The sequence below is a fragment of the Polaribacter sp. AHE13PA genome, assembly GCF_019278505.1.
Taxonomy (GTDB): Bacteria; Bacteroidota; Bacteroidia; order Flavobacteriales; family Flavobacteriaceae; genus Polaribacter.
In genome coordinates this window covers 2,981,045-2,993,938 of sequence record NZ_CP058985.1, presented here as the reverse complement: position 1 = coordinate 2,993,938, position 12,894 = coordinate 2,981,045, and the positions used below count along the sequence as shown (strand labels likewise).

General features: G+C 30.0%; 16 protein-coding genes. 13 read left to right on the top strand and 3 right to left on the bottom strand.

Features of this window, described 5'->3' with window-relative positions:
* Positions 1 to 373: 373 nt before the first annotated feature.
* The 3 genes from H0I28_RS12835 to H0I28_RS12825 form a co-directional block, all read right to left on the bottom strand.
* Complete coding sequence (locus H0I28_RS12835; protein ID WP_218731864.1) at positions 374 to 1,108, bottom strand: energy transducer TonB; 735 nt, start codon at positions 1,106 to 1,108, stop codon at positions 374 to 376.
* A gap of 132 nt (positions 1,109 to 1,240) precedes the next feature.
* Positions 1,241 to 1,846, bottom strand: coding sequence for an NAD(P)/FAD-dependent oxidoreductase (locus tag H0I28_RS12830; RefSeq protein ID WP_218759349.1), 606 nt, complete (start codon positions 1,844 to 1,846; stop codon positions 1,241 to 1,243).
* Complete coding sequence (locus H0I28_RS12825; protein ID WP_218731862.1) at positions 1,847 to 2,434, bottom strand: MarC family protein; 588 nt, start codon at positions 2,432 to 2,434, stop codon at positions 1,847 to 1,849.
* 85 nt (positions 2,435 to 2,519) lie between these two features.
* On the opposite strand from H0I28_RS12825, the gene H0I28_RS12820 reads away from it, so the two are divergent.
* The 13 genes from H0I28_RS12820 to H0I28_RS12760 all read left to right on the top strand — a co-directional run bounded on the left by H0I28_RS12820 (position 2,520) and on the right by H0I28_RS12760 (position 12,889).
* A complete protein-coding gene (locus H0I28_RS12820; RefSeq protein WP_165731597.1) occupies positions 2,520 to 3,092 on the top strand; it encodes a DUF3109 family protein in 573 nt (190 codons plus the stop codon).
* A 115-nt stretch (positions 3,093 to 3,207) separates the two neighbouring features.
* Complete coding sequence (locus H0I28_RS12815; protein WP_218759348.1) at positions 3,208 to 3,945, top strand: energy transducer TonB; 738 nt, start codon at positions 3,208 to 3,210, stop codon at positions 3,943 to 3,945.
* A gap of 66 nt (positions 3,946 to 4,011) precedes the next feature.
* Positions 4,012 to 4,758, top strand: a complete 747-nt coding sequence (deoC, locus tag H0I28_RS12810) for a deoxyribose-phosphate aldolase (protein ID WP_218754702.1) — start codon at positions 4,012 to 4,014, stop codon at positions 4,756 to 4,758.
* A 2-nt stretch (positions 4,759 to 4,760) separates the two neighbouring features.
* A complete protein-coding gene (locus tag H0I28_RS12805; protein ID WP_302849948.1) occupies positions 4,761 to 5,333 on the top strand; it encodes an acyltransferase in 573 nt (190 codons plus the stop codon).
* Position 5,334: 1 nt separating this feature from the next.
* The gene (locus H0I28_RS12800; protein ID WP_218759347.1) at positions 5,335 to 7,401 is read left to right on the top strand and encodes a gliding motility protein RemB; all 2,067 of its coding nucleotides are present in this window, start codon (positions 5,335 to 5,337) and stop codon (positions 7,399 to 7,401) included.
* A 201-nt stretch (positions 7,402 to 7,602) separates the two neighbouring features.
* Entirely contained in the window at positions 7,603 to 8,505 is a 903-nt protein-coding gene (cyoE, locus tag H0I28_RS12795) for a heme o synthase (protein WP_165731602.1), read from the top strand.
* 2 nt (positions 8,506 to 8,507) lie between these two features.
* A complete protein-coding gene (locus H0I28_RS12790) occupies positions 8,508 to 9,095 on the top strand; it encodes a cytochrome c oxidase subunit 3 (protein WP_218759346.1) in 588 nt (195 codons plus the stop codon).
* 56 nt (positions 9,096 to 9,151) lie between these two features.
* Positions 9,152 to 10,165, top strand: a complete 1,014-nt coding sequence (locus H0I28_RS12785) for a cytochrome c oxidase subunit 3 (protein WP_218754700.1) — start codon at positions 9,152 to 9,154, stop codon at positions 10,163 to 10,165.
* Between the two features lie 86 nt (positions 10,166 to 10,251).
* Positions 10,252 to 10,593: a cytochrome C oxidase subunit IV family protein gene (locus H0I28_RS12780; RefSeq protein WP_165731605.1), complete on the top strand. Its 342-nt coding sequence runs from the start codon at positions 10,252 to 10,254 to the stop codon at positions 10,591 to 10,593.
* A 186-nt stretch (positions 10,594 to 10,779) separates the two neighbouring features.
* Positions 10,780 to 11,445: a hypothetical protein gene (locus H0I28_RS12775; RefSeq protein ID WP_218759345.1), complete on the top strand. Its 666-nt coding sequence runs from the start codon at positions 10,780 to 10,782 to the stop codon at positions 11,443 to 11,445.
* Positions 11,442 to 12,143, top strand: a complete 702-nt coding sequence (locus H0I28_RS12770) for an SCO family protein (RefSeq protein WP_218759344.1) — start codon at positions 11,442 to 11,444, stop codon at positions 12,141 to 12,143. Before H0I28_RS12775 ends, H0I28_RS12770 begins: the two co-directional genes overlap by 4 nt.
* Positions 12,136 to 12,675 carry a DUF420 domain-containing protein gene (locus tag H0I28_RS12765; protein WP_218759343.1) on the top strand — a complete coding sequence of 180 codons (540 nt, stop codon included), beginning with the start codon at positions 12,136 to 12,138 and terminating at the stop codon, positions 12,673 to 12,675. The genes H0I28_RS12770 and H0I28_RS12765 overlap by 8 nt, the downstream gene beginning before the upstream one ends.
* 25 nt (positions 12,676 to 12,700) lie before the next feature.
* A complete protein-coding gene (locus tag H0I28_RS12760; protein WP_254712775.1) occupies positions 12,701 to 12,889 on the top strand; it encodes a hypothetical protein in 189 nt (62 codons plus the stop codon).
* The last annotated feature ends 5 nt before the right edge of the window (positions 12,890 to 12,894 follow it).

Genomic DNA, 12,894 nt, shown 5'->3' with positions numbered 1-12,894 from the left:
CAAAGTTTTTATAATAACAAAAAGCTAAACTTTAAGGGGGGAGTTTAGCTTTTTTATTAATATAATTGGGGGACTAATATATTAATCAATTATTAAAATAGTGGGGGAAGATATTTTAATAAAATATTTTTTTAGTAAGATTTAATTTATTTGATTATCAACCATGTACTTGTTTTTATACTACAAATATATATAACATTGTAAGGTTGTTCAATAGGTGAATTTCTTATTTTTTATAATTAGGTATAAAAAAGCAGGTTTTGGTGATATACAAATCATAAGAGATTGCTTATAAGTATTATAGGTTGCTGCTACTGTGTCGATTTTGAGTAAAAAAAGAAAACCCAACTTTAAAGTTGGGTTTTCTTTTTATTTATGTTCTAACTTCAAATGTTATTGGTATGCTGTAGCTAACACCTACAGGGTTACCTCTTTGTTTACCTGGAGTCATTGTAGGTAAAGCATTAATAATTTCTACTACTTCTTTTTCTAATCGAGGGTGTGGTCCTCTTGCTTTAACATTTGCTATTTTCCCTTTTTTATTAATTGTAAAAATTACAAACAATTTCTTTTTACCTGGGTCTAAGCCTAATTCAGATGCTAGATTAATATCAAATCTTTTACCAAAAAATTCTGTAACTTTTTTTGTAAAACAGTCTTTTAGTGCTTTATTGTTTCCTTTACAACCAGGGTAAACTGGCACGTTTTCTATTAATACAAAAGGAATGTCTTCTACCACTTCTTCTACCTCTTCAATTTCAACAATATCATCGGTATTTACAACGACACCTACTGTTTCGTCTGTTTCTGTAGATTCAATTACTGTTTCTTCAATTTCCTTTTCATCTTCTACTACTGTAATTTGCTCTACAATAGGTGGAGGTGTGTTTTTTGGTGGAGGTATTACTTCTTGCATTTCAATGATAGGAATATCTTCTTTCATATCATCAATCATGTTTGCTTGTCCTAAGCTTTTTAGGTCATTCCTTTCATAAGTTTTGTGCTCAATTAAAGTATAAGTAATAAATAAGGCTAATACTAACCCTATTTGTAAGAAAATTTTACTGTAATTTTCTAACTGTTGTTTTGGGTTTTTTTTAATGTCCATTTTGAAATCCTTTAAAAATGTATAATTTTAACTTCGTTATTTAAAAATAGCTTTCTAGATTATCAAATTCTTTTAAATTCGATTTTCTATTGTAAAATTAATAATTTAAATGGCTTTAAAATATGATTTCCATCATACTTTGTCATGTACTTTGGTGGGTGTATTATTGTTCCAAATTGTAAGAATATCTGAAGCAACACTTGCGCCACTTCCTGCAGCAATTGCAAATTGACTTCTGCAACCAGAGATGGTGCCACAACAGTATAAACCGTCTTTTATAAGGTGATTTTTATTTTTAAGTTGAATTCTATCTTTTACTGGATTAGCTCTTTGATGAGGTTCTATAAAAGAGTCTAGCCCTTCTATTGTAAAAGGTTTAGAGTAATTTAAAGCAAGAATTGCAACCTTAGTAAAATGGATAGTATAGTTGGTTGTTATTTGATATCCATTTTCTGCAGTTAAAATAGAGATAACTTTTTCACTTTCTATTTGTTGTACATGAGGGTATAAGGTAGAAAGCTGTTTTTTACCTTCAAGTAATATGTCTTTCCCTAAAGTTTTAGCAGGTATGCCTAATACATTATTAAATAAGGCATCTTGCAGGTGAGAAGCTCTCTGATGGCTGATAATTCCAATAGTTTTACCAGCTGCAAAAGCTTTGTCTTTTGCAGAACCTAATACCAATGCACATTGCAGTGCAGAAGCTCCACCACCAATAATTAAAACATCAAAATTCATTTATACAAATAGAACTTTAATATTTGCTGCAAATAATTTTACAGAAATAGCTAATAAAATTACACCAAATATTTTTCTAATTATTTGAATTCCAATAGGGCCAATCATGCGCTCTATTCTAGAAGAGGTTTTTAAGACAATGTAAATTAAAATAATATTTGCTAATACTGCAATTATAATATTTTCTAAAAAAAACTCAGATCTTAAAGAAAGTAAGGTTGTTAAACTTCCTGGACCAGCAATTAAAGGAAAAGCTAATGGAAATACGGAAGCTGTAATTGCATTTACATCATCTTCATTGTCTTTGTAAAGCGTAATTCCTAAAATCATTTCTAAAGCAATAAAAAAAAGTATAAAAGCACCTGCAACGGCAAATGAATGTACGTCAATACCAATTAGTTTTAGTAAACTTTGTCCTAAAAACAAAAAAACAATCATAATTACACCCGCAATAATAGCTGCTTTTTCTGATTGGATATGGCCTGCTTTCTTTCTTAAATCTATAATAATAGGGATGTTACCAATAACATCTATAACTGCAAACAAAACCATAAAGGCTGTAAAAGCTTCTTTAAAATTAAAATTCATAATTTTTTATATTTTTTTGTAAAATTAGATAACTTAGTTTAGGAAAACGCAAAGTTATAGAAAAAAATAACACTATTTTTGCGATATGTTTCAACTTGGAAAAACTATAGTTTCAGAAGATATTATCGAAAAAGATTTTGTTTGCAATTTATCTGCTTGTAAAGGCGCCTGCTGTGTAGATGGTGACGCCGGAGCTCCTTTAGATGAGGAAGAAACCAAAATTTTAGAAAGAATATATCCTAAAGTAAAACCTTTTTTAAGAAAAGAAGGAATTGCTGTTATTGAAGAACAAGGTACTTGGGTTACCAGTGAGTGGGGAGAATTAGAAACTCCTTTAATTAATGGTGCAGATTGTGCTTATGTTATTTTTGATGAAAAAAAGACAGCACTTTGTGCAATAGAAGAAGCGTATAACCAAGGAGAAATAGATTGGAAAAAACCAGTTTCTTGTCATTTATATCCTATTAGAATAAAAGAATACAGTGAGTTTTCTGCTGTAAATTATGATAAATGGGAAATTTGTGATGATGCATGTTCTTTAGGAAAAGAATTACAAGTACCTATTTACAAGTTTGTAAAACAAGCCTTGATAAGGAAATTTGGACAGGATTGGTATGATGAATTAGAGGTTATAGCTGCAAAACATTTAGAAAAATAAGTAAATTTTTATATCACATATAAATAGAAGTAAAAAGCATCAAAGAAATTTGATGCTTTTTTTATGGCACGTTAATTGTTTTAACAAAGTTTTAACATTTAAAAACTTTTTAATTATGAGAAACACCAAAAAATTACCAAGAAAACAATTAGAGAAATTCTCTAATATTTTTACACAGTTAGGGTTGGTATTAGTGCTCTTTATTATCTTTATAACGTTAGAGCACCAAACCGAAGAGAAAATAGTTGCAGATTTTGAAACTACTAAAAGAGAAGTCGTTTATGTAGCACCAGATACAGATGTCATTTTTACAAAAGAGCCTAAGGTTATTCCTAAAATAGAGATTATAAAAGCAGTACCAATTATTTTAGATGAGGTTGTAAAAGGTGATAATAATATCATTGAAAATATTATCGACAATGTTACAGTAGAAGATCCAGTTTTAATAGATATAGAAAATGTTGTAGAAGTTAATGTTAAAGAGAAATTTGTAGAAGATGTAGATTTTATCAACATACAAAATGCACCCATTTTTAAAGGATGTGATAATTTATCGAAAGAAGAAAATAAGGTTTGTTTTGAGAAAAAAATGAAACAGTTTGTACAGCGTAATTTTGATGTGGAATTGGCAAATGAAATAGGTTTAGGCACTGGTAAACATAAAATATATACTCAGTTTGTTATAGATGATAAAGGAGAAATAGTTGATGTTAAAATAAGGACTGCATATAAAACATTAGAAAAAGAGGCTTTAAGAGTTATTAAGAAGTTACCAAAATTTAAACCAGGTATACAAAATAGTAAAACTGTTAAAGTAAGGTATAACTTGCCCATTGCTTTTAGTTTAGAATAAAATGAAACCCAACCAAAAGGTTGGGTTTTATGTTGAAAATATTTTATTATTTGTTATTTTAGCAAGATGAAAATCAGTCAATATTTAGACGCTACTTACTTAAAAACAGCAAGTCAAGCGAATCTTACGGAAGAAGAAAATAAACAAAACGTTATTCATTTAATTCAAGAAGCTATTTTGTACGATTATAAATTAATTATGATTCGTGCTAAATACATTCCTTTAGCTAAGGAAATGCTTCAAGAGGCAAATAAAAGTATTCTTATTGGAACTGTAATTGGTTTTCATGAAGGAACTTATACTACTCAAGAAAAATTAGAAGAAGCACAAGAAGCTATTAATTTAGGGGCAGATGAGTTAGATTTTGTTGTGAATTACGAAGCCTTTAAAAGAGGTGAATTACAATTGGTTACCAATGAAATTACAAAAGGGATTGCACTTGCTTTGGAACATAACAAAGTAATAAAATGGATAATTGAAGTTGCTGCCTTAACAAACAAAGAAATAATTGTAATTTCGCGCTTAATTAAAAATATTGTTTTTACTGATTTTGGTGAAGAAAATGCAGAGAATGTTTTTGTGAAATCATCAACAGGTTTTTTTAAAACAGAAAACAATTTGCCTAACGGAGCAACGTTAGAAACAATGAAGTTAATTGCAGAAAATGCAAAACCATTAAAAATAAAAGCAGCAGGCGGCGTAAGAGATTATGAAATGGCTGTAAAAATGGTTAATTTAGGAGTAGATAGAATTGGTACATCATCTTCTAAAGAGATTGTAAATAAAGAACAAAACAGTAATTCAGGATATTAATTTTGATAGAATATTTTGCACATGAAACGGCTGTAATAGATAACGATTGCAGTATCGGAAAAGATACCAGAATTTGGCATTTTAGTCATATTATGTCTCATTGTGTTATTGGTGAACAATGTAATATTGGTCAGAATGTAGTGGTTTCTCCAGAAGTAGTTTTGGGTAAAAATGTAAAAGTGCAAAATAACGTATCTATTTACACGGGAGTAATTTGCGAAGACGATGTCTTTTTAGGACCTTCTATGGTTTTTACAAATGTAATCAATCCACGGAGTGCTATCAAAAGAAAAAATGAATACCAACAAACTTTAGTAAAAAAAGGAGCAAGTATTGGGGCAAATGCTACTATTATTTGTGGAAATACTATTGGTGAATACGCACTTATTGGAGCGGGAGCAGTAGTAACCAAAGAAGTTTTACCTTTTGCACTTATAGTTGGTAATCCATCCAAACAAATTGGTTGGGTTAGTGAATACGGACATCGATTAGAGTTTAATAAAAACGGAATTGCAGTCTGTAAAGAAAGTAAAGAACAATATCAATTAAAAAATAATACCATTATAAAGTTATAGGATGATAAAAAAATACATATTTCTAGTTTTATTATTTCCCTCAATATATTTTGCTCAAGAAGAAAAGTACCCCGTTTTTGATGCTTGTAAAGATGTAGAAGTTCAATCTTTAAAAGATTGTTTCTATGCCCAAACAAGAGAACTGTTTTTTGCAGAGTTTGAAACACCGGCAATTGCAAAAGAAGAAGGTTTTGTTGGTTCTGCCAATACTATTTTTGCTGTTACAGCAGAAGGGGAGTTCAAATTAATATATGTAGACACGCCTTTCGATGAAATTAGAGACGAAGTAAAGAGAGCTTTTAAGGTGTTTTCGAAAATTACACCTGCTTGGTATAATGACCATGCAATAGAAATGAAATTCGAGCTTCCAATTAAATTTCCTTTAACGAATGATAGTGATGTTATTGTAGACAATACTACATTAGAAATTAAAAAAGAAAGCTTAATAGATGTTGTCGCAAAAAAGAGAATTGCAGACTCTACTTTTTTAGAACATAGTAGTAAACTAAACATACCTTTTACACATAGAAGCTATGTAGATTATGAATTTGCGTTGCACAAAGCAAAAGGAACGCACACCGCGTCTAAACCTTATACGTATGATGATATAAAGCCATATTACGATTTAACTAAAGAAAAAAAGAAATTTTTAAAACCAAATAAAGAAACTTGGTTAGGTAAAAAGGTCTGGAATGAGCATTTGGTACAAGTAAAAAAAGACGATTATTGGCTTACGGTAGATTTGCTGTTTGATGTTCAAATGGGAAAAGACAATTCTGATGTAGATTACACCTTTAATAATTCTAGAATTGTAAATGTAAATGGAGAAATTGGAAACAACTTTTCATTTTCTACTACTTATGCAGAAAGTCAAGGTAGGTTTGCAGAATATGTAAATAGCTTTGTAACAAATAATGCAGCCAATGTAAGACCCCAAAATTCCGAAGGTTTAGTTCCTGGAAGGGGGAAGACAAAAGGATTTAAAGAGGATTCACACGATTACCCTGTTGCAGAAGGCTATTTGGCATATACACCAAATAAATACATGCAGTTTCAGTTTGGAAACGGTAAAAACTTTATAGGAGATGGATATAGATCTTTTATTTTGTCTGATGTTTCTTCTCCAACTACTTATTTAAAAATGAAATTAGATATTTGGAAAATACAATACACTAATATTTGGATGTGGAATACAGAACCATCTTTAAGTTCAGTATCAGATCCTAATGAACATGCAAGAAAATATGTCGCAGCTCATTATTTAAGTGTGAATGTTACAGATAAATTAAATTTAGGCTTTTTTGAAACTGCAATTTCTGCCGGAGAGAATGGAATGGATGCTGGTTTCTTAAACCCACTTATATTTTATAGGTCTTTAGAATTTAATAGAGGTGAAGATTCTGGAAACGCAATTATTGGTTTAACAGGAAAATATAAGCTAAATAATAATGTCTCTTTATATTCTCAATTAGTAATTGATGAGTTTTCTGTAGGGAACTTTAGTGACATGAGCGATTGGAAACATAAATTCGCATATCAATTAGGTGTAAAATACTTTGATGCTTTTAAAGTAGAAAATTTATTTTTACAGTTAGAGTACAATCGTGCGCGTCCTTATACCTTTGCACATAAATCACCAATATTAAATTACGGTAATTACAGTCAGCCTCTTGGGCATTTGTGGGGTGCTAACTTTTGGGAAGCAATTGCTATTGCTAGATATAAAAAAGATAGATGGAGTGGTAGCGCAAAAATTATTGTAGGTAAAAAGGGATTCGATTTAGAAGATCAGGCAATAAGTTATGGTGGTGATATTTATCAATCTTATAACGATAGATTGTCAGATACGGGTATAGAGCTTGCACAAGGTAATGCTGCAAATGTCTTTATTGCAGACGTACAAGCCAATTATTTAATAAATCCTTCTACGAATACGAATCTATTTGCGGGTTTATCTTACAGAAACTTCTCTTCAGATTCAGATTTAACAAGTTATCCATCTGGTTCTAATGTTTGGTTTTCAGTAGGGGTTAGAGCCGATTTGTTTAATTGGTATTTCGATTTTTAAATTTTAATATTTTTTTAAGAAAAACATAAGAGTATTATACATACATTTGCAGTGTGATTTTTAATTAAGTCACACTTTTTCTTTTTCATAGCAATTTTCCCACTCAATTTATTGAGTGGGTTTTTTATTTATAGTTAAAACCCAACTAAAAGGATGGTAAAGTCATAATTATCAAATATCTTTGCAAACTATTTTTATAGAATGGAATCAACAGTAATTACAGACAATAAAATATCTATGCAAGCTATAATTTCAGACTTTAAACAACTTACAAAAGTTGGTTTGTCATTAAGTGTTGTATTTTCTTCCGTTGCCGGTTATTTATTGGCTATAGATGTTGTAAATTATTTTACGCTTTTAATGTTAGCCATTGGAGGTTTTTTTATGGTTGGTGCATCAAATGCATTTAATCAAATCATAGAAAAAGATACAGACCTTATTATGAAACGTACGCAAAATAGACCTTTACCAACCGGTAGAATGTCTGTTAATGTTGCGCTTACAATTGCAATTCTATTTACAATATCTGGGTTGTCAATATTATATAGTATCAACGCTAAAACAGCTTTGTTTGGTGCTATTTCCATATTTTTATATACAAGTGTTTATACACCTTTAAAACCAGTAACACCTTTATCTGTTTTTGTTGGTGCCATTCCGGGAGCCATTCCTTTTATGTTAGGTTGGGTAGCTGCTACCAATGAATTTGGTATGGAAGCAGGTTTTTTGTTTATGATTCAGTTTTTCTGGCAGTTTCCACATTTTTGGGCTATTGGTTGGTTACAACATGAAGAGTATAAAAAAGCAGGTTTTAATATGTTGCCAATGGGGCAAAAAAATAAAGGAGCCGTAAAACAGATTATTTTTTACACAGTAATAATGATATTGGTATCGATTTCTCCAGTTTTAAAATTATCTGGAGCATTTTACATTCACCCAATAACAGCTGTAATTGTTGCTCTTTTAGGAGTATATATGTTATATTTTGGTGTTAAGTTGCATAAAAGTGAAGATAACGTTGATGCTAGAAAATTAATGTTGTCTAGTGTTTTATATATTACAGTAGTGCAAATTGTATACGTAGTTGATAAATTTTTACATTAATAATGGTAAGAGAACAGAGAATAGAAGAAGAATTAGTGATTGCTAAGAAAAAGACTGCAAAACCTATGTTATGGATTTCCATGATTAGTATGGTTATGTTTTTTGCAGGACTAACAAGTGCTTATGTAATAAGTATGGAAAGAGATGATTGGGTTACTTTTAACTTACCGGAATCATTTTATATCAGTACATTTTTAATTATTGCAAGTAGTATTACGCTTTTTTTCTCACAAAAATTCTTAAAAAATGATAAAAGACAACTCTCTTTAGTGATGATTGTTGTTACTTTATTGTTAGGGATAGGGTTTATTTGGCAACAATATGTAGGCTTTAATCAGTTAAAAAGTGTAGGGTTATTTTTTACAGGACCAGAGAGTACTGTATCAACATCTTTTATAATAGGAATTACATTTATGCATATTTTACACCTGTTGGCAGGTGTTCTAGTGCTTTTGGTTGTTATTTATAATCATTTTAAATACAAATACAAATCAGACAATATGCTTGGGTTTGAACTAGGTGCAATCTTTTGGCATTTTGTAGATATACTATGGATTTATCTATTTTTCTTTTTCTATTTTATTAGGTGATGAAAAATAGTTATTTTTGGCAAACTAACTAAGAATTAATTAACAGAGATTATTATATGGAAGCAAATATTGCTATACCTACAGATGGTAAAGATACTTGGAATGGTGGTACACAAAAACCACTAGGAGCAAGTTATGGTAAAATGATGATGTGGTTTTTTATCGTTTCTGATGCTTTAACCTTTTCAGGGTTTTTAGCCGCTTACGGTTTAACACGATTTAAATTTATGGATTCTTGGCCTATCGCCGATGAAGTGTTTACACATTTTCCTGGTTTACATGGTGTACATGCACCAATGTATTATGTTGCATTAATGACCTTTATTCTTATTATATCTTCTGTAACAATGGTTTTAGCCGTTGATGCAGGTCATCAAATGAAACAAAAAAGAGTAGCTTGGTACATGTTTGCCACTATTATTTTTGGAATAATTTTTATCGGTTCTCAAGCTTGGGAATGGAAAAACTTTATTAATGGTACTTATGGTGCTGTAAAAACAACAGATGGTAGACTTTTACAATTTGCAACACAGGATGGTGTTGATGCCGATGGAGAACCAATATTTCATCAAATAGCATTGTCTGATTTTGTTGTAGGAGAAAGAACAGACGGAAGAGTCTTACACGAAAGAGAAAACGGATTGTGGTTTGAGAAAGAAGAAGCGATTGCTACGTATTCTGTTGCTCAAATTCAGGAATCATACAAATCAAATCCAGACGTATTAATTCGTTCAGAATTGATTGACCCAGCAACAAAACAAAAGATTATCCTTTCTAGAGAAGAAGGAATGGCGCAATTAGCCAAAACAAAAATGGTTGTTGAAGGAGCTAACCTAAAAGTTAATGAATATGGAAACACAAGTTTTGCAGATTTCTTTTTCTTTATCACAGGTTTTCACGGATTTCACGTACTTTCTGGAATTATCATTAATATCATTATTTTCTTTAACGTAGTACTAGGTACTTACGAGCGTAGAGGACATTATGAAATGGTAGAGAAAGTAGGATTGTATTGGCACTTTGTAGATTTAGTTTGGGTATTTGTATTCACATTCTTCTACTTAGTATAAAAAAAATAAAGACCTCTAGGCATTGCCTAAAAGTTCTAATTAAATTGTCTTTCCTGTGAAAGTAGGAATCTAAAATAAGATTAAAAATGGCACACGCACACGAATCAAACACAAAAAGAATCTGGATAGTTTTAGTACTATTAACACTTATAACTACTGTAGAGGTTGTATTAGGTATTATAAAACCAGCATCTTTACACCTTACTAGTATTTTAGGTACAAGTCCTTTAAACTGGATATTTATCATTTTAACATTAGTAAAGGCTTATTACATTGCATGGGCATTTATGCACTTAGAAGCAGAAAATAAATGGTTAAGACGTTCTGTAGTTTGGACCTCTGTTTTCTTAATTTGTTATTTATTAACACTTTTTTTAATAGAAGGTAATTATTTACATAGCGTTTTAGCACCACTTGTAAAATGGTAATTTAAAAATTTAAAAAGGTGGTTTTAACCACCTTTTTTTATATACAAAATATAGGTTCTTATAATCTAAGACTAACAATAAAATATCTAGAATTTCTTTATTACCAATTAAGACTTAGAAAGAACTTACCTGGGGTGATAAAAAAAAAACTTTACGCTTTTTGCGGTTAATTTATAATTCTTAACAATGATGAAACTTACTAAAAAAAGAGTTGTTTTATTTTTACTTTTTATTTTCCCATTAATTTGTTTTTTAATTTTATCAACCGGAACAAATAATTTTAGCAAACTACCTGTTGTTACAAGCAATGTTGTAGATATTTCTACGTTAGATTCATCAAACACATTTAAAGGCAAGATTTCTGTTGTTTGTTTTCTAGGAAACGATATGGATTCTAATAAGGGGGGATTCTTTAATTTGAATGAGAAAATTTATAAGAAATTTATAGAATATAATCAATTTCAAATCATTGCTGTTTATCCAGAAGGAAAAGAGAATGAGGTAGCTGTTCTAAAAAAAGAAATAGGTGCTTTTACCGATATGGTAAAATGGAAATTTACAGCAGGCTCTAAAGAACAAATTAAAGCATTACACGCTGGGTTTAATTCAAATGATAAATTATCTAACTTGTATACATCTAATGTTTTTTTGATTGATAAAAATGGAGATCTAAGAGGTAGAGTGAAAGATGCAGATAGTGTTGATGGAAAATTATTTGGCTATAATATGAATTCAGTTTCTGTGTTAAACGCAAAATTAAAAGATGATGTATTGGTACTTTATTACGAGTATTATGCCGCTTTTAAGGAAAATAATAAGAACAAAGCAGATAGAAAAGAAGTAGGGTTATGAACAAAAAGTATTCTTATATAGGTGTTTCATTTATTATTCTTTTATTCGGAATTTATGTTGTTAGAAACTTAGATAGCAGAATAAACGACAATGATCTTGTGCAAGAAGATAGATTGAATAAGGTTGATAAAAAAGGAACAAGCAAAAATGACTTATACACATTTAACAAAGTTCCGGATTTTGAGTTTATAGATCAAAACGGAACAACTATTAGCAATAAAGATTATGAAGGCAAGGTGTATGTTGTAGAATTTTTCTTTTCTACTTGTCCAACCATTTGTCCTCTAATGAATAAGAAAATGGTAACAATTCAAGATAAATTTGCTTCTAATAGTAATTTTGGAATAGCTTCTTTTTCTATAACACCAGACATTGATACTCCAGAAGTTTTAAAGGAATATGCTAAAGTGAATCAGATTACACATAAAAACTGGCACTTATTAACGGGTAAAGGGGAAGAGGTAGTGTATGATTTAGCTAATAAAGGTTTTAAACTGTTTGCAGGTAAAGGTGCTGAAGAACATGGTGGTTTTGAACATTCTGGCTTATTTGCTTTGGTAGATAAAGAAGGAAATATTAGATCTAGAAAAGACGAGTACGGTAATCCTATTATGTATTACAGAGCTTTGTCTGAACAAGGTTTTGCAGATCAGGTTAAAGAATTAAAAGAAGATATTAAAATTTTGTTGAATGAGTAATTTAGCACAAGAAAAAAAGTATAAGAAAATTATAACTGGTTTATCCATTTTAATTCCTATAGCTGTTGCAGCTTTGTTTGGTGTTAATCTAAAAGATTTAGGTTTTAATGTAGAACCGTTAACATTTTTACCTCCAATTTATGCCTCTATCAATGGCGTTACAGCTGTTCTTTTAATAGCTGCAGTTATTGCAGTTAAAAAAGGAAATATAAAATTACATGAGCAACTTAATACGGTTGCAATAGCATGTTCTCTTATTTTTCTTTTGCTTTATATTGGATATCATATGAGTTCAAATTCTACATCTTTTGGAGGAGAAGGGATTATAAAATACGTTTATTATTTTATTTTATTCACGCATATTATTTTATCAATAATTGTAATTCCTTTTGTACTCACAACTTATATGAGAGCAAAATTGGGTAATTTTCCACAACATAAAAAAATAGCAAAATTTACATTTCCTTTATGGTTGTATGTTGCTGTTACTGGTGTAATTGTCTATTTAATGATATCTCCTTACTATGTATAAAAAAAGAGTTTTAGTATTGTTTTTGATGATTTTTTTTACATCGAAAATTTCATTTTCTCAATGTGCAATGTGTAAAGCTGTTGTAGAAAATGGAGATAGTTCTATGGCAGAAGGTATTAATAATGGAATAACCTATTTAATGGTATTTCCCTATCTTTTAGTAGGTCTTTTGCTTTTTGTAATTTATAGATATAAAAGGATAAATGAGAAATAGGATTA

Bases quoted from the DNA above. Each gene is read 5' to 3' on its own strand.
- H0I28_RS12835 (WP_218731864.1), bottom strand. From the start codon at position 1,108: ATGGACATTAAAAAAAACCCAAAACAACAGTTAGAAAATTACAGTAAA.
- H0I28_RS12830 (WP_218759349.1), bottom strand. From the start codon at position 1,846: ATGAATTTTGATGTTTTAATTATTGGTGGTGGAGCTTCTGCACTGCAA.
- H0I28_RS12825 (WP_218731862.1), bottom strand. From the start codon at position 2,434: ATGAATTTTAATTTTAAAGAAGCTTTTACAGCCTTTATGGTTTTGTTT.
- H0I28_RS12820 (WP_165731597.1), top strand. From the start codon at position 2,520: ATGTTTCAACTTGGAAAAACTATAGTTTCAGAAGATATTATCGAAAAA.
- H0I28_RS12815 (WP_218759348.1), top strand. From the start codon at position 3,208: ATGAGAAACACCAAAAAATTACCAAGAAAACAATTAGAGAAATTCTCT.
- deoC (WP_218754702.1), top strand. From the start codon at position 4,012: ATGAAAATCAGTCAATATTTAGACGCTACTTACTTAAAAACAGCAAGT.
- H0I28_RS12800 (WP_218759347.1), top strand. From the start codon at position 5,335: ATGATAAAAAAATACATATTTCTAGTTTTATTATTTCCCTCAATATAT.
- cyoE (WP_165731602.1), top strand. From the start codon at position 7,603: ATGGAATCAACAGTAATTACAGACAATAAAATATCTATGCAAGCTATA.
- H0I28_RS12790 (WP_218759346.1), top strand. From the start codon at position 8,508: ATGGTAAGAGAACAGAGAATAGAAGAAGAATTAGTGATTGCTAAGAAA.
- H0I28_RS12785 (WP_218754700.1), top strand. From the start codon at position 9,152: ATGGAAGCAAATATTGCTATACCTACAGATGGTAAAGATACTTGGAAT.
- H0I28_RS12780 (WP_165731605.1), top strand. From the start codon at position 10,252: ATGGCACACGCACACGAATCAAACACAAAAAGAATCTGGATAGTTTTA.
- H0I28_RS12775 (WP_218759345.1), top strand. From the start codon at position 10,780: ATGATGAAACTTACTAAAAAAAGAGTTGTTTTATTTTTACTTTTTATT.
- H0I28_RS12770 (WP_218759344.1), top strand. From the start codon at position 11,442: ATGAACAAAAAGTATTCTTATATAGGTGTTTCATTTATTATTCTTTTA.
- H0I28_RS12765 (WP_218759343.1), top strand. From the start codon at position 12,136: ATGAGTAATTTAGCACAAGAAAAAAAGTATAAGAAAATTATAACTGGT.
- H0I28_RS12760 (WP_254712775.1), top strand. From the start codon at position 12,701: ATGATTTTTTTTACATCGAAAATTTCATTTTCTCAATGTGCAATGTGT.